The organism is Nocardiopsis sp. iso_238 (genome assembly GCF_056173325.1).
Genome location: NZ_CM149668.1, coordinates 860950 through 877208 on the forward strand (window position 1 = coordinate 860950; position 16259 = coordinate 877208).

General features: G+C 70.6%; 15 protein-coding genes. 11 read left to right on the plus strand and 4 right to left on the minus strand.

Translation table 11 applies throughout. The features are described 5' to 3' along the window. Positions 1-2: 2 nt before the first annotated feature. The 3 genes from AC0VYL_RS03885 (at position 3) to pth (ending at position 2674) form a co-directional block, all read left to right on the plus strand. Positions 3-971, plus strand: a complete 969-nt coding sequence (locus AC0VYL_RS03885; RefSeq protein WP_378742186.1) for a ribose-phosphate diphosphokinase — start codon at positions 3-5, stop codon at positions 969-971. A gap of 370 nt (positions 972-1341) precedes the next feature. Next, complete coding sequence (locus AC0VYL_RS03890) at positions 1342-1935, plus strand: 50S ribosomal protein L25/general stress protein Ctc (RefSeq protein ID WP_475459273.1); 594 nt, start codon at positions 1342-1344, stop codon at positions 1933-1935. 103 nt (positions 1936-2038) lie between these two features. Then, positions 2039-2674: an aminoacyl-tRNA hydrolase gene (pth, locus tag AC0VYL_RS03895; RefSeq protein ID WP_475459275.1), complete on the plus strand. Its 636-nt coding sequence runs from the start codon at positions 2039-2041 to the stop codon at positions 2672-2674. A gap of 13 nt (positions 2675-2687) precedes the next feature. Here pth and AC0VYL_RS03900 read toward each other — a convergent pair whose 3' ends face one another. Further along, positions 2688-3239, minus strand: coding sequence for a TetR/AcrR family transcriptional regulator (locus AC0VYL_RS03900; RefSeq protein ID WP_475482348.1), 552 nt, complete (start codon positions 3237-3239; stop codon positions 2688-2690). 66 nt (positions 3240-3305) lie between these two features. Here AC0VYL_RS03900 and AC0VYL_RS03905 point away from each other — a divergent pair, with 66 nt between their 5' ends. The 8 genes from AC0VYL_RS03905 to AC0VYL_RS03940 all read left to right on the plus strand — a co-directional run bounded on the left by AC0VYL_RS03905 (position 3306) and on the right by AC0VYL_RS03940 (position 13204). Then, positions 3306-4268: a DsbA family oxidoreductase gene (locus tag AC0VYL_RS03905; protein ID WP_475482349.1), complete on the plus strand. Its 963-nt coding sequence runs from the start codon at positions 3306-3308 to the stop codon at positions 4266-4268. 295 nt (positions 4269-4563) lie between these two features. After that, a complete protein-coding gene (locus AC0VYL_RS03910; RefSeq protein WP_475459282.1) occupies positions 4564-6087 on the plus strand; it encodes a sugar transferase in 1524 nt (507 codons plus the stop codon). 3 nt (positions 6088-6090) lie between these two features. Next, complete coding sequence (locus tag AC0VYL_RS03915) at positions 6091-6882, plus strand: 3'(2'),5'-bisphosphate nucleotidase CysQ (protein WP_475459284.1); 792 nt, start codon at positions 6091-6093, stop codon at positions 6880-6882. 60 nt (positions 6883-6942) lie between these two features. Further along, positions 6943-7875, plus strand: a complete 933-nt coding sequence (gene cysD, locus AC0VYL_RS03920; protein ID WP_475459286.1) for a sulfate adenylyltransferase subunit CysD — start codon at positions 6943-6945, stop codon at positions 7873-7875. A gap of 117 nt (positions 7876-7992) precedes the next feature. Next, positions 7993-9261 (plus strand): sulfate adenylyltransferase subunit CysN, encoded by a 1269-nt coding sequence (cysN, locus tag AC0VYL_RS03925; RefSeq protein WP_475459289.1) that lies wholly within the window; start codon positions 7993-7995, stop codon positions 9259-9261. Between the two features lie 463 nt (positions 9262-9724). Continuing rightward, positions 9725-10882: a S8 family peptidase gene (locus AC0VYL_RS03930; protein ID WP_475482350.1), complete on the plus strand. Its 1158-nt coding sequence runs from the start codon at positions 9725-9727 to the stop codon at positions 10880-10882. 199 nt (positions 10883-11081) lie between these two features. Next, a complete protein-coding gene (locus tag AC0VYL_RS03935) occupies positions 11082-11975 on the plus strand; it encodes a sulfotransferase (RefSeq protein WP_475462930.1) in 894 nt (297 codons plus the stop codon). Between the two features lie 128 nt (positions 11976-12103). Further along, entirely contained in the window at positions 12104-13204 is a 1101-nt protein-coding gene (locus AC0VYL_RS03940) for a glycoside hydrolase family 26 protein (protein ID WP_475459294.1), read from the plus strand. A gap of 47 nt (positions 13205-13251) precedes the next feature. On the opposite strand, the gene AC0VYL_RS03945 is transcribed toward AC0VYL_RS03940, so the two are convergent. From AC0VYL_RS03945 to AC0VYL_RS03955, 3 genes are all read right to left on the minus strand, one after another. Beyond that, the gene (locus tag AC0VYL_RS03945) at positions 13252-13836 is read right to left on the minus strand and encodes a GNAT family N-acetyltransferase (RefSeq protein ID WP_475462931.1); all 585 of its coding nucleotides are present in this window, start codon (positions 13834-13836) and stop codon (positions 13252-13254) included. A gap of 428 nt (positions 13837-14264) precedes the next feature. Continuing rightward, positions 14265-15782, minus strand: a complete 1518-nt coding sequence (locus AC0VYL_RS03950) for a glycosyltransferase (protein ID WP_475482351.1) — start codon at positions 15780-15782, stop codon at positions 14265-14267. Further along, positions 15779-16237 (minus strand): UDP-N-acetylglucosamine--LPS N-acetylglucosamine transferase, encoded by a 459-nt coding sequence (locus AC0VYL_RS03955; RefSeq protein WP_475482352.1) that lies wholly within the window; start codon positions 16235-16237, stop codon positions 15779-15781. Before AC0VYL_RS03955 ends, AC0VYL_RS03950 begins: the two co-directional genes overlap by 4 nt. Positions 16238-16259: the final 22 nt, after the last annotated feature.

The window sequence follows — 16259 nt, forward strand, 5'->3', positions numbered from 1 at the left end:
ACGTGACCGGCATGAAGGCCACCGGCCAGAAACAACTGATGCTGTTCTCGGGGCGTACGCACCCGGCCCTGGCCGAGGAGGTGGCGAAGGAGCTGGGGATAGAGGTGGTCCCCACCCGGTTCGACACCTTCGCCAACGGCGAGATCTTCATGCGGTACCTGGAGTCGGTGCGCGGCAGTGACGCGTTCGTCATCCAGAGCCACGCCGACCCGGTCAACGAGTCGATCATGGAGCAGCTGATCATGGTGGACGCGCTCAAGCGCGCCTCCGCCAAGCGGATCACCGTGGTCACCCCGATCCTGGGCTACGCCCGCCAGGACAAGAAGCACCGGGGCCGCGAGCCCATCTCCTCGCGCCTGGTCACCGACCTGTTCCGGACCGCGGGGGCGGACCGGATGATGGCGGTGGACCTGCACACCGACCAGATCCAGGGCTTCTTCGACGGCCCGGTGGACCACCTCTTCGCGCTGCCGATCCTGGCCGACCACATCGCCAGCCAGGTCGACCACGCGGAGATCACCGTGGTCTCCCCGGACGCCGGCCGCGTGCGCACCGCCGACCGCTGGGCGGACCGCCTGGGCGCTCCCCTGGCCATCATCCACAAGCGCCGTGACCCGGACGTCGCCAACCAGGTGAAGGTCCACGAGGTCGTCGGTGAGGTCAAGGACCGCGTGTGCGTCCTGGTCGACGACATGATCGACACCGGCGGCACCATCGTGAAGGCCTCCGAGGCCCTCTTCGAGCAGGGCGCCAAGAAGGTCCTGGTCGCGGCCACGCACGGTGTGCTGTCCGGCCCGGCCGCCGAGCGGCTCCAGAACTCGCGCATCTCCGAGGTGGTCATCACCAACACGCTCCCCGTCCCCGAGGAGCGCGCCTTCGAGAAGCTCACGCAGCTCTCGATCGCGCCGCTGGTCGCCCGCGCGATCAACGAGGTCTTCACCGACGGTTCGGTCACGAGCCTGTTCGACTAGGTTCGGTCACGAGCCTGTTCGACCAGCGTCGTCGTCGGCACCCGCGCCGGGCGCGGGTGCCCTCCGGCCGGACCTGGACGGGCCATGTACGGAGTCGTCACCAGAGACAGTAGACTTGGCCGAGTGTCCCCGTGTCCGGGTGGATTCCTTTTGTGTCTCCGCCCGGGATCAACGCGGGCAGGGGTGCGCGACGAGCGTTCCCGGGCCGGACGGGTCCGGTGACGGCTCGCCGGGCACGCCTGGAACCAGGGCGGTCGAGTCCTCAGCGAGCTGGGTGACCCCGTCGCAATTCTTCGCCGAGGGCGAGAATCGTTCGTACTACTGGAGTCGTGTTCCCCGTGCTGCGGGGTTGAACCCGAGGAGTTTTGTCGTGTCCGAGGTACGTATCGCTGCCGAGCCCCGCACGGAATTCGGCAAGGGCGCCTCCCGTCGCGCCCGCCGCGCGGGTAAGGTGCCGGCCGTCCTCTACGGCCACGGCACCGAGCCCCGCCACCTGAACCTGCCGGGCCACGAGCTCATGCTCGCCCTGAAGACCCCGAACGTCCTGATTCGCCTCGACGGCCTGGACAAGGACAACCTTGCCCTCCCCAAGAGCGTGCAGCGCGACGCCATCAAGGGCTTCCTGGAGCACGTCGACCTGCTCGTCGTCTCCAAGGGCGAGAAGGTCGAGGTCGAGATCAGCGTCTCCCTCACCGGTGAGGTCAAGGCTCCCGGCGTGCTCAACCAGGAGCTCGTCACCGTGACCGTGGAGGCCGAGGCCACCCACATCCCCGATGGTGTCGAGTTCGACATCAACGGCCTGGAGGTCGGCACCACCCCGACCGCCGCCGACCTGAAGCTGCCCTCGGGCGTTTCCCTGGTCACCGACCCCGAGTCGATCCTGCTCACCGTCTCCGCGCCGCGCGTGGAGGAGGAGCCGGAGACCAGCACCGAGGCCGCCGGTGAGGAGGCCGTCGCCGAGTAGGCGCGGTCCCGCACCACACAGCCCAGAACGCGCGGTCCCCGATCCGGGGGCCGCGCGTTCGGCGTGTGGGGGTGCGGTTCGGGTGCCGATAGTGTCGGTCGGCATGTGGAGAGTGTTGAGCATGTTGGGTATCCGGAAGAGCGGGGACGGCGAGGACATGGCCGAGGCGGAGCGCTGGTTGGTGGTCGGGTTGGGCAACCCGGGCCCCAAGTACGCGGGCAACCGGCACAACGCCGGGTTCATGGTGGTGGACGCCCTGGCCGCCGAGAAGGGTGAGCGCTGGAAGGTCCACAAGGCGCACGCCGAGGTCGTGGAGACCCGGATCGAGGGCGCCCCCGTGGTCCTGGCGAAGCCGCGCACCTTCATGAACGTGTCCGGCGGGCCGATCTCCGGGTTGGCGAAGTTCTACAAGGTCCCCATGGAGCGGATCATCGTCGTGCACGACGAGATGGACATCGACTTCGGGGCCCTCAAGCTCAAGAAGGGCGGCGGGTCCGGCGGCCACAACGGGCTGAAGTCCGCCACCGCCTCCCTGTCCGGCCCGGACTACCTGCGGGTCCGGTTCGGCGTGGGCCGTCCACCCGGGCGGATGGACCCGGCCGCCTACGTGCTGCGCGACTTCTCCTCGACCGAGGCTCCCGAGCTGGATCTGAACGTGGAGCGGGCCGCCGACGCGGTGCGGACCATCCTCAGGGACGGTCTGGGCCGGGCGCAGAACATCTTCCACACCGCGGCCTGATCCGCGTGCCCGGTCATCCGCGCAGCAGGCGCCAGGTGGCCAGGGCGTCGTCACCGGGGGACCCCGCGCCCGCGGCCGCGTGGGCGATCGCCCCGACCAGGGCCCCCGCCAGGTAGGCGGCGTGGAACGCCGCGGGGACGTCGTCGTACCCGGGCGGTCGGGCCCCCTCGGCGAAGCGCGCCGTCAGCACCTCGGTGATCCGGTCGCGCAGGCGGTTGCTGAGGCGGGCCCCGCCCCGTTCGGAGAACATCCTGCGGTAGAGCACGGCGTGGTCGGCCACGTGCGCGAACAACTCCTCCAGCGGTTCCGGCGCGCGTTCGCGCGGCGCGTCCAGGGGACACAGTTCGGCGCAGCGGGAGACGTGGGAGACCGCGTCCTCCATGGCGTCCGCGACCAGGGAGTCGAGGTCCGCGTAGTGCTGGTAGACCGTGGCGCGGTTGACCTCCGCGCGGCGCGCGACGGCGGCCATCGTGAGGGAGTCGAGCTCCTGCTCGGAGGCCAGGGACAGCAGTGTGGCGCGCAGGCGGTCGCGGGTGCGCCGCACGCGGGGGTCGTCCGGGTTCATCCTCCGAGTCTACGGGATAAAACAACACCTGTTGCTTAATCAACAGGTGTCGTTTATGTTGACGGCATGAGAGTGGAGATCTGGGCGGACGTGGTCTGCCCCTGGGCCTACATCGGCCGACGGCGCCTCGAACTCGCTGACGCCGGGACCGAGGTCGTGTGGCGCCCCTACCGCATCGACCCGTCGGCGCCCGCCGTGGCCGAACCCCTGGCCGAGGTGGTGCGCGACCCCCGACTGGACGCGGCCCTGCGGGCCTGCGCCCCGCACCTGACCCCGGCCCAGAACCGGGACCGGGTCGCCGGGATCGCCCGCGCCGAGGGGTCGGCCGATCGCTGGGGCGCCGCCTGGCGTGCGAGCAGCCACGACGCCCAGCGGCTCATCGCGCTGGCGGAGGAGGAGGGCGGACCCGTGCTCCAGGACGCCGTGGCGGAGGGGGTCATGCGCGCCCACTTCGTGGCGGCCCGGGACATCTCCGACGCCCGGGTGCTGGAGGAGGTGGCCGTCGCCGCCGGTTTCCCCCGGGGCCCCGCGCTGCTGGCGGCGGGCGGCGGCGAGGAGACGGTCCGGGAACTGCTGCTCACGGGGCGCGCCGACGGGGTGCGCACCTCGCCCACCTTCGTCGCGAACGGCACCTCCCTGGCCGGGGCGCACGAGGCCGGGGTGATCCGCGACTTCCTGGCCGAGGCCTCCCGACGGACGCCGAGGGATCTGCCGGAGGAGGTCCTTCGTCTGCGCCGCGCGGAGTCCCTGCTGGAGCGGAGCGACCCGCTGGGGTCGCTCGAACTGCTCCGGCCGCTGATGGAGGGACACGCGGGGGACCGCGGCGTCCGGTTCCTGGCCGCCCGCGCCTACTACCGGTCCGCGCAGCTCAACCGGGCGCGGGGTGTCCTGGAGGCGCTGTTGGGGGAGACGGCCGACGACGCCTACGCGCACCTGCTGCTGGGTCGCACCCTCCAGCGGATGGGGCGGCACGGGGAGGCGGAGCCCCACCTCAGGCTGGCCGCCGTGATGGATCCCGCGCTCGCCTGAGTCGGTCACGTTCAGCTCAGGGTTTCGGTCATGACAGATTCCGGACCCGCCGTGTCCCCTTAAATCGACCCCGGACGGTCTCGGGGGAGACACATTCTTGGTGGGAACGGGACTTCTTCCCCAACAGGCCGACACTCAGAGCGACTTTTCGACTACTTTTGGTTACTGTTCGGGTTGACGGCAGCCGTTCTGTGCCCGGAGAGACATTCATCCCTGACCTTCGCGCCGTCGGCGCGCGCCCAGGGGTGGTCACCCATGGTGAGCATTCGCAGCCTTAAGTGGTCTTGGGGGAAACGTGGTCACAACCAGTGGGACCGTCCAGGGACAGTCCTCCGCGCCGCGACGGGAGCACCGGCCGCGGCCGGGCACGCCGGTCCGGGGGATCCGGCGGATCCCGGTCAACACCGGGCCCCGGGCCGAGACCTGGCTCCGTCCCTACGTCCTCGGCCTGGTCGCGCTGGACCTGACCGCCGCCCTCGTGGCGACCCTGGCCGGGAGCGCGGTCCGCTTCCACGACGCCCTCCTGGCCGGAACCACCACGCCCTACCTGCTGCTCTCCCTGGTCCTGCCACCTGTCTGGGTCGTCTTCGTCCGGCTCGGCGGCGGATACGAACGGCGGTTCCTGGGGGTCGGCACCGAGGAGTACCGCAGGGTCGCGGTCGCCGGTGCGATCCTGGCCGCGACCGTGGCGGTCGGCGCCTACGCCGTCAAGTTCGACCTCGCGCGCGGCTACGTGCTGATCGCACTCCCGCTGATCGTCCTGCTCTCCCTGGGCCTGCGCTACGCGCGCCGCAAGGCGCTGCACCGGCGGCGCCGCTCCGGAGCCTGTATGAGCGGGGTCGTGGTCGTCGGCTACAGCGTCTCGGCGAGCGACCTCATCCGGCGGTTCCGCGACGAGATCTACCACGGCATGCGCGTGGTGGGCGTGTGCCTGCCCTCGCACGAGTCCGACGTCACCGAGGTGGAGGGCTGCCCGGTCCTGGGCTCCTTCACCGACGCCGCCGACGCCGCCGCGCTGGTCGGCGCCGACACGGTCGCGGTCCTGGCCTGCCCGGAGATGGACGGGGTGGAACTGCGCCGCCTCGCCTGGGAGCTGGAGAAGACCGGTACCGACCTCACCGTGGCCTCCGCCCTCATGGAGGTGGCCGGGCCCCGCACCACCATCCGTCCCGTGGCGGGCCTGCCCCTGCTGCACGTGGAACACCCCGAGCTGGAGGGCACCCGCCGCGTGGTCAAGGGCGCCTTCGACCGCTGCGCCGCCGCACTGGCGCTGGCGCTGCTCTCGCCCCTCTTCCTCGTCCTGAGCGTCCTGATCCGCTCGGAGGGCGGCGGACCCGTCTTCTTCCGGCAGACGCGCGTGGGCCGGGGTGGCACCGAGTTCACCGTGTACAAGTTCCGTACGATGGTGGTCGGAGCGGACGCCCTCAAGGCGATCCTCCGAGCCCGGAACGAGCACGACGGAGTGCTCTTCAAGATGCGTAGGGACCCCAGGGTCACGTCCGTGGGGGCGTGGCTGCGCCGCTACTCGCTCGACGAGCTTCCCCAGCTCGTCAACGTGGTGCGCGGTGAGATGTCGCTCGTCGGCCCGAGGCCCCCGCTGCCGGAGGAGGTCGCCCAGTACGGGCACGACGTCCGCCGTCGGCTGGTGGTCAAACCGGGGATGACGGGCCTGTGGCAGGTCAGCGGCCGTTCCGACCTCTCCTGGGAGGAATCGGTCCGTCTGGATCTGCGGTACGTGGAAAACTGGTCGCTGACATTGGACATCCAGATCCTGTGGAAGACGTGGTCAGCGGTGATCCGTGGGGCGGGAGCATACTAGCCGGTGAACAACATCCGAAACGATCATGAGGTGGCTCGGGACCTGGCGAGCGAGGCCGGGCAGCTGTTGCTGCGCCTGCGCGCCCGCCACGGATTCGACGAGCCCGAGGTCCTGCGCACCCTGGGTGACCGCACCTCGCACGAGTTCCTCTTCTCCGCGCTCGGGCGGCTGCGGCCGAGCGACGCGGTGCTGTCCGAGGAGGGCGCGGACGACCAGTCGCGGCTGCGGGCCAGGCGGGTCTGGATCATCGACCCGCTGGACGGGACCCGCGAGTTCTCCGAGCCCGGCCGCACCGACTGGGCGGTGCACGTGGCGCTGTGGGAGAACGGCGACCTGGTCGCCGGGGCGGTCGCGCTGCCCGCCCAGGGCAGCTGCCTGTCCACGGTCGATCCGCCGTGGCTGCCGGAGGAGCGCCCCGAGGGGCAGCGGCTGCGCATCACCGCCAGCCGGACCCGGCCGCCGGCGTTCGTCCAGCGCATGGCCACGCAGATGGGCGCCGAGGTGATCCCCATGGGGTCGGCGGGCGCCAAGATCTGCGCCGTGCTGCTGGGGATCGCCGACATCTACGTGCACGCGGGCGGCCAGTACGAGTGGGACAGCGCCGCGCCGGTCGCCGTCGCGCGCGCGGCGGGTCTGCACACCTCCAGGATCGACGGCTCGGAGCTGCGCTACAACGTAGCCGACCCGCTACTCCCCGATGTCCTTGTATGCCGATCGGAATTGTCGGGTATGTTGTTGGCAAGCATCCGCGACGGCGCGGACCTTGACAGCGCCGGTCCGCACGCGGGGGGCTGAACCGCAGCACCCACCGCCGCGGAACCGGACGTGAGTGTCGGTATTTCTAAGGCGGATTCCATGGGTCAGGCGAGTCAGCAGGCGCTCGGGCGCTACCAGCTCTCCCAGCTGGACGTCCTCGAAGCCGAGGCGATCTTCATCATGCGTGAGGTGGCGGCGGAGTTCGAGCGGCCGGTGCTGCTCTTCTCCGGCGGCAAGGACTCCATCGTGATGCTGCGCCTGGCGGAGAAGGCCTTCTGGCCCGCCCCGGTCCCGTTCCCCGTCATGCACGTGGACACCGGGCACAACTTCGACGAGGTCATCGAGTTCCGGGACCGCAGGGTCGCCCAGGCCGGGGTCCGGCTGGTGGTGGCCTCGGTCCAGGAGCAGATCGACGCGGGCAAGGTCACCGAGCCCACCGGCCGCTGGGCCAGCCGCAACCGCCTCCAGACCTCGGCTCTGCTGGAGGCCATCGAGGAGAACGGCTTCACGGCCGCCTTCGGGGGCGCCCGCCGTGACGAGGAGAAGGCCCGGGCCAAGGAACGGGTCTTCTCCTTCCGTGACGAGTTCGGCCAGTGGGACCCCAAGAACCAGCGCCCCGAGCTCTGGAACGTGTTCAACACCCGGATCAACCGCGACGAGCACATCCGGGTCTTCCCCATCTCCAACTGGACCGAGCTCGACGTGTGGGGCTACATCCAGCGTGAGGAGCTGGAGCTGCCCTCGATCTACTTCGCCCACGAGCGGAGCGTGTTCGAGCGCGACGGCATCCTTCTCGCGGACTCTCCGCTCATCCAGCGCGACGAGACCGAGGTCCCCTTCACCGAGACCGTGCGCTACCGCACCGTCGGTGACCTCACGTGCACCGGGGCGGTCAAGTCCTCGGCCGTGGAGCTGGACGACATCATCGCGGAGATCGCCGCGACCCGGATCACCGAGCGCGGCCAGACCCGCGCCGACGACCGGGCCAGCGAGGCAGCCATGGAGGACCGCAAGCGCGAGGGCTACTTCTAGCCGTGTCTCTTTGGGCCTCCGCTCCGCTTCGGCCCGGTCTCCGGGCGTCCGGCTCCCACCGCTTCCCGTCCCCACGGTTGTTGAACCGCCCCACACTTCGCGCATAGGACAGGCACCATGAGCAACGACATCCTGCGGTTCGCCACGGCGGGCTCCGTCGACGACGGCAAGAGCACGCTGATCGGCCGTCTGCTGTACGACTCCAAGTCCATCTTCGAGGACCAGCTCGACGCCGTGGAGCGCACCAGCGCCGCACGGGGCGAGGAGCAGACCAACCTGGCACTGCTCACCGACGGACTGCGCGCCGAGCGCGAGCAGGGCATCACCATCGACGTGGCGTACCGCTACTTCGCCACGCCCCGGCGCACCTTCATCATCGCGGACACCCCCGGGCACATCCAGTACACCCGGAATATGGTCACCGGCGCCTCCACCGCCGACCTCGCGATCATCCTGGTGGACGCCCGCAAGGGCCTCCAGGAGCAGAGCCGCCGCCACGCCTTCCTCACCACCCTGCTCCAGGTGCCGCACCTGGTGCTCGCGGTGAACAAGATGGACCTGGTCGACTACTCCCAGGACCGCTTCGAGGAGATCAAGGCCGAGTTCGCGGAGTTCGCCGCCAAACTGGACGCGCGCGACCTCACGTTCGTGCCCATCTCAGCCCTGCACGGCGACAACGTGGTCAGCCAGTCCGAGAACATGCCCTGGTACACGGGCGGCTCCCTGCTGCACCACCTGGAGAACGTGCACATCGCCTCCGACCGCAACCTGATCGACGCGCGCTTCCCGGTGCAGTACGTGATCCGGCCGCACCGCTCGGACGACCCCGAACTGCACGACTACCGGGGCTACGCGGGCCAGCTCGCGGGCGGGGTCCTCAAGCCCGGGGACGAGGTCACCCACCTGCCCTCGGGGCTCTCCACGCGCATCGCGAAGATCCGCACGGCGGACGGCGAGGTCGCGGAGGCGTTCTCGCCCATGTCGGTCACCCTCCTGCTGGAGGACGAGATCGACATCTCCCGGGGCGACATGATCTGCCGCCCCAACAACACCCCCACGGTGTCCCAGGACATCGAGGCGATGGTGTGCTGGATGACGGACGCGCGCAAGCTCACGCCGCGTTCCAGGCTCCTCGTCAAGCACACGACCAGGACCGCGAAGGTGGTGGTCAAGGACCTGCGCTACCGGCTGGACGTGAACTCGCTGCACCGGGACGAGGGCGCCGACCACCTGGCGCTCAACGAGATCGGCCGGGTGCGGCTGCGCTCCACCCAGCCCCTGTTCGTGGACGAGTACACCAAGAACCGGCAGACGGGCGGGTTCATCCTGATCGACGAGGCCACCAACACCACGGTGGGCGCCGGAATGGTCGTCAAAGCTGACTAGACGTACCCGCTGAATAGCCAAACATTCCTCACGGGGTCGCCTTTCGGCGGCCCCGTTTCGTGTGTTCCGAGTGGTGTTCGCGGGCGACCCGGACCGGACCACTCGGGCCCCGGTTTCTTACGCGCACATTTCAGGGTGTGAATCCTCGGAGCACTTTTTCTGGTCCTCGGTGCCGATCGGTTCCGGGTCATTGGTGTGCCTGGAGGAGCTCAAGTTACCCGGCGTTAGGGCCGTGTGCAGGGGCGAGGACCAACCAGAGTGTCACCTCGAACGGAGCGATTCTGGCCTATCGGATAGGAGCGCGGAGAGTGATCGTTGAGAAAAATTCTCTCAGCCTCTGGCAATCCGGGGTCAAGTCTGCCTAAAGTGTGCGAATCGCGTACAGGGTCGCAATCGAGCCAATACGCACGGTTATGACCTGTCGCGTACTCCCACTATGGAAACCCCCACAAGGAGGAACCGCGTGAAGAAGCACCCCACTCGCAGGGTCGCGTTCAGCGCTGTCGCGGTCAGCGCCCTCACCATTCCCCTCGCGCTGAGCGGCGCCACCGCCGGCGCCTCCGAGCTCGCGCCGGTGTACACGAGCTCCGCCGCCTCCGGCGGTGACTGGTTCGTGGTCCTTGAGGACACCATGAACGCCAGCTCGGTCTCCCCGTCGGCCTTCGGCATCTCCGCCGACCAGGTCAACCACACCTACGAGGAGACCATCAACGGTTACTCGGCGGCCCTGAGCGACGCCGAGGTCCAGGAGCTGCGCGCCCAGGACGGCGTCGCCTACATCGAGCAGGTCGGCGAGGCCACCACCATGGTCCCGTGGGGCCTGGACCGCATCGACCAGGAGGACCTGCCGCTGGACGGCTCCTACACCACGGAGTCCGACGGCAGCGGCACCTCCGTCTACATCATCGACACCGGCATCGACGACTCCCACCCGGACTTCGGCGGTCGGGCCGAGGTCGGCTTCGACGCCACCGGCGGTGACGGTGGTGACCGTCAGGGCCACGGCACGCACGTCGCGGGCACCGTGGGCTCCGACAGCTACGGTGTGGCGCCGGGCGCCTCGCTCTACGGCGTCAAGGTCCTCGGGGACGACGGCTCCGGCACCTACGACGACGTCATCGCGGGCATCGACTGGGTCGCCGCGAACGCCGACGCCAACGCGGTCGCCAACCTGTCCCTGGGCGGCCCGGCCTCGCAGGCCGTGGACGACGCCGTCAACGCCCTGGCCGACTCGGGCGTGTTCGTGGCCGTGGCCGCGGGCAACGAGGGCCAGGACGCGGACAACGTCTCCCCGGGCGGCGCCGAGGGCGTGGTCACCGTCGGTGCCTCCGACGACTCCGACGCCACCGCGTCCTTCTCCAACTACGGCCCGGCCGTCGACATCTACGCCCCCGGCGTCGACGTCGAGTCCACCATCCCCGGTGGCGGCACGGACAGCTACTCCGGCACCTCGATGGCCAGCCCGCACGTGGCCGGCGCCGCCGCTCTGTACAAGAGCTCCCTCGGTGACGACGAGCAGGGCGTCATCCTGGACTGGCTCACCGAGAACGGTGGTTCGGACAAGCTCAGCGGCGTTCCCAGCGGCACCGTGAACCTGCTGCTGAACGTCCAGGGCCTGTAGCCCGCGGGGTTGTGGAGACCCCGCGCGTCCACACCCGGCGGAACTGACGAGTGACGGACGGCCCCGGGCCGGGAGTACCCCTCCCGCCCGGGGCCGTTCCCATGCGCCCCGACAGTCGCGTCACTTTGTGTTCATGCTTCATGACCAAAGGTAATAGCCTGGGGTCGTGGATGGATATCGTCTGGTGTTCGTCGGCGGGATGGGCCGTTCCGGGTCCACGCTGATCGAACGCCTCCTTGGTGAGCTGCCCGGGTTCTGCTCCGTCGGTGAGGTCGTGCACCTGTGGCGCCGGGGGCTGGTGGAGAACGAGCGCTGCGGGTGCGGCCTGGCGTTCGCCGACTGCGGCTTCTGGGGTGACGTCGGCAAGCGGGCGTTCGGCGGTTGGGAGCGCCTGGACGTGGAGTCGGTGCTGCGCCTCAAGGACGGTGTCGACCGCACCCGTTTCCTCCCGGGGCTGCTCCAGGGGTCGGCGGGGGAGGGCGCCCTCGCGGCCCGGTGCGCGCGCTACACGGATTTCTACCACCGGCTCTACGCGGCCGTCGCCGAGGTCAGCGGGGCGCGGGTGATCGTGGACGCCAGCAAGCACGCCTCCCTGGCCGCCTGTCTGCGCTGGCGGTACGGCTCCGGGATGCGCCTCCTGCACGTTGTCCGCGACCCCCGGGCGGTGGCGCACTCCTGGAGCAAGCGGGTGGCCCGCCCGGACGCCGCTCCGGGCAGCTCCGAGCCGGAGATGGCGCGCTACTCCGCGGGGCGCTCGGCGGTGCAGTGGATGACCCAGAACTCCACGCTGGACGAGCTGGCCCGCCAGGGCCTCCCGACCCTGAGGGTGCGGTACGAGGACTTCGTGGCCGACCCGGAGGGCGAGTTCGGGCGCGTCGCCGCCTTCGCCGGACACGCGGGCGACCCGCTCCGCCTGGGCGGGGACGGGGTGGAACTCGCGGCGGGGCACGCCGTCTCCGGCAACCCGATGCGCTTCCAGGCGGGCCCTGTCGGCGTCCGGGCCGACCACGGCTGGCGGCGCGGACTGGCCCCCTGGCGCCGGTGTCTGGTCGAGGCGGTCACCGCTCCCACGCGCGGTCGCTATGGGTACTGATGTCCGCTACCTGGTTCCCAGGGTGTTGCACGGGGGATACATAACGTATTGTCATTGCGTGAACACTCTGTGTTGTCATCGGGGGAACTAGGGGGCGGTTGACCATGGTGGGCGGACCGGTACGAGGCATGGCTGCGACGGGGGCGGTACTCCTCGCCCTGGGGCTGACGAGTGTGGGCGAGGGCCCGACGGAGGCCGCGGCACCGACGGAGGACCGGCCACGGCAGAGCCCCTCCGTCCCGAACTCGGCGTCGTTCCTCGGACTGCCCTCCACCGTCGAGACCCAGTGCACGGTCTCGGACATCCTCGAACCCTCCTGCGGCGTCTGGTGGGGCGCCAGCCCCGACGGCGACGACGTGGCGGCGCTGGAGGCGGCGGTCGACCGCGACATGGACATCGTCTACACCTGGCGCGGCATCGACCAGCCCGACGTCCCCGGCGACCGCGAGCGGCGCATGATCGCCGAGGGCCGCTTCGTGCACACCAACATCGAGGCCCGCCGCTTCACCCAGGGGCGCTCCGACATCGCCTACCGCGACATCATCGCGGGCGAGTTCGACTCCTCACTGCGCTCCCAGGCGCGGGCCATCGCGGAACTCGACGTGCCGTACTTCGTCACCTTCGACCACGAGGCCGACGGCAAGGCCCGCTACAACAACCGGGGCACCCCGGAGGAGTTCGTGAGCTCCTGGCGGCACATCGTCGACCTCTACCGCTCCGAGGGCGCGGACAACGCCATCTGGGTCTGGAACGTGACCGGGTGGCCCGGCAACCTGGACCGGCTCCCCGGACTGTGGCCCGGCAACGACTACGTCGACTGGATCAGCTGGGAGGCGTACAACATGACCGGCTGCGACAAGATGAACGACTGGAACCACGTCGACTCCTTCGAGGACGCCCTCGCCCCCACCTACGAGTGGATCCAGCAGGAGGGCCCCAAGCACGGCATCGACCCCCAGAAGCCCGTCATGATCGGTGAGATGGGCACCACCGACATCGGCGCCAGCGAGACCACGAAGTGGTACACGGACGTCCCGGACGTCCTCAGACGCTACGAGCGGGTGCGTGCCGTCAAACTCTGGGACAGCGAGGTCGGTGCCGACTGCGACTTCCGGATCCTGGCCAACGAGCACGCCCGGCGCGGGTTCGAGCAGGCGGGCAAGGACCCCTACGTGAACCTGCCCGAGCGCGTCCGGCGCCTCGCGGAGTACGCGGTGACCCGCGACTGAGCACGGACGGGGCCGCCCCGGTGCCACCGGGGCGGCCCCGGTGTGTCTCAGCCGCCCACCGGCCGGAACATCGACCAGGTGCGCGGGCCTCCGTCGGGCAGTTCGTACTCGGCGGTGACCGCGAACCCCAGCGATTCGTAGAGCCGGACGTTCTCCGGCGTCGAGGTCTCCAGGAAGGCGGGCACGCCCTCCGCGTCCGCCTCCCGCAGACCGGCGCGGACCACGGCCCGGCCCAGCCCCCGGCCCCGCGCCCCGGGCCGCACCCCCACGGTGCCCAGGAACCAGACCGGCTCCTTCGGCCGGTGCGCCTCCATGACCTCCTCCGCCGAGGCGAAGGCGTCGGCGCGGTCACCCGCGAGGTTGACCAGCGTGGGCAGCATCCCGGCCATCACCTCGTCGGCCCCGCCCGAGTCGGGAGTGGACCAGACGGCGACGGCGGACAGGTCCTCGCTCACCCACACCCGGCCGTGCGGCAGGCCGACCTCGGCCAGGAAGAGCCGCTGGAACTCGCGGAGGCGCGCGAGGTGGTCGTCGGCGGAGATCGTGTGCCGGGTGAAGGGGTAGTCCCGGAAGGCCTCGGCCAGGGTGTCGGCGGCCCCGGCCACGTCCTCGCTGGCGGCCTCCCTGATCACGGGCACCTCGGTCGTGTTCGCTTCGAAGATGGCGTCCCCCCGGTGTCGTCGTGTGCGCGCCCCGACCCCGTGCGGGGCACGAGGGAGAGGTTATCGGTCGGGTCGGACCGCCCGTCTGGGAGCGGATGTTCCAGGCCACCGTCGCGACCGTCGCGGGACCGGGCCCGCACCGGGCCTCGTCAGCCCGCACCGGGGAGCGATCGACCTCCGGACCCCGGGAGAGCGGACACCCGGACGGTTCGTGGCGGGTGCGTCCTGGCGCACCCGCTCGACGCGGTGGCCTCCGGGCCGGGCACCGAAACGGGCACCGGGGCCGCCCTCACTCTCAGCGAAGAGGACGACGCCGAGGGGGGTCCGACCGGGCACCACCCGAACCACCCGGGTCGTTCCGCCGTACGGGAGCGGGGGAACGACCCGGGTGGCGCGCCTCAGAGCCCCTTGCCGCGCAGGTGGAGCAGGCGCAGGATCCACGCGGGCGGGACCCCGCACACCACCAGGAGGGCCAGGTAGGCGCGGGCCTCCAACGGTCGGCGGCGCAGGGTCCGGCCGATCCACCGCAGCGCCTGGCCGCGCCGTTTGGCCGACGCCTCCGCGAAGGCGATCTGTCCCGCGATCCGCGCGTACCCGCGCGGCACCAGCGCGAACTCGGGATAGCGCTCCAACAGCCAGCGCAGTGCGGTGGAGATCGTCTGCCAGCGCTCCGAGAAGAACGACTTGCGGTGCCACAGCACCCGCACGCCGGGCTCGGGGATGTTGCGGATCGGACCCCGCCGGGCCAGCCGCAGCAGGAGTTCGTAGTCCTCCCCGTAGCTGCCGGGGATCTCCTCGCTCACCGTCCCGCAGCCGTCGATCATGGCCCGGCGCCGGATCAGGAAGGTGGACGGGTGCAGCTCGGTCAGGCGGGAGCGCAGCAGGTCGGAGAAGGTGACGCTGGTGCGGTCCAGGGTCCGCTCCGACTCGACCCGGTCGTAGACCACCTGGATGCCGCAGCACACCATGTCGGTGTCGGGCTCGTCGCGCATGATCTCCACCTGGGCCCGCAGCTTCTCGGGCATCCAGGTGTCGTCGTCGTCGCAGAAGGCCACGAGTTCGGTGTCCGCTCCGAGCACACCGGTGTTGCGCGCCCCGGCCAGCCCCGGGGTGAGCGTGTTGGTCACCACGCGGACCGGGCGGTCGCCCTCACCGTGGGCGAGGGTGGGGTCGGGCTGGTCGTTGTCGAACACCACGATGGTGGTGATCCGCCCCGGGTAGTCCTGCTCGACGATCGCGCGCAGGGTGCGGCGCAGCAGCTCGGGCCGGTCCCGGGTGGGGACGACCACGGTCACCGCGGGCCAGGTGTCGGTCGGAGCCCCGGTTGCCGCCCGGTCGCCCGTGTCCCTGCGCGCGGCGTCGTCCCGGTCGTCGGTGAGCAGGTCGATCAGCTCGCCCGCGCGCCGGGCGGCGCGGTCGGGGCCGTCCTCGGCGGCGGGGTCCACCCGGAAGTCCTCGGGGGACTCCAGCGCCTTGTCGATGAACGCGTGCAGCTGCTGGGCGGTGGCGCAGGCACGCACCCGTCCCGCGTCCTCGACCCTGCGGACGAACAACAGCTGGTGCTCGTCCACGTGCTCGTCCAGCTCGGGGTCCCGGGCCACCACGACGGGCAGGTGCCCGGCGGCCCGCGCCTGCGTGATGGTTCCGGGGCCGCCGTGCGTGACGACCACGGAGGCCGAGCGCATCGCCTCGGACAGCTCCTCTCCGGACAGGAACGGGGTGCCCGAGGCCTTCTCCGGCGCCCGGCTGTGTCCGTGCTGGACCAGGACGCTCAGGTCGGGGTTGCGGCGGGCGTAGTCGTCGATCCACCGCACGAGGCGGTCGAAGGAGTGGTGGTCGGTGCCGAGGCTGACGACCACGTCGGGGTGGTCGCTGCCCTCGGGGCTCTGGGTGGGTCGTGTGGTCTGTTCGGTCACAGGAGCGGTCCTACGGTGATGGCGGTCGGCATGAACGAGCGCTGTTCCTCCCACTGGGCGAGGTACAGCCGGGTGAACGGCTTGCAGAGCCGGGCGGTGAGGGTGGGGGTGTCGATGCGGTCGTACACCTCGATGTAGACGGTGGGGATCCGCATCAGCCAGGCCAGGACGAAGAACGGCAGGGCCACCCCGGCGCCGGTGCTGACCACGGCGGCGGGGCGCAGTTCCCGCATCATCCGCAGTGCCAGGCCGGTGTTGCGGAGCAGGTTGCCGAGGTGGCGGGTGGTGGGGTGGTACGCCCAGCGCACCGACTCGTCGGTGAGCGAGGACTCGGCGTCGGGGGTCCGGAAGGTGACCCACACGCGTTCCCGCCCGCGCCACCAGGGGCGCAGGGACCGCAGCTGGGTGAGGTGGCCGCCGCTGGAGGCCACCAGGAGAACCGGTCGTGCAGACATAATGTGATCAATCCATTACTCT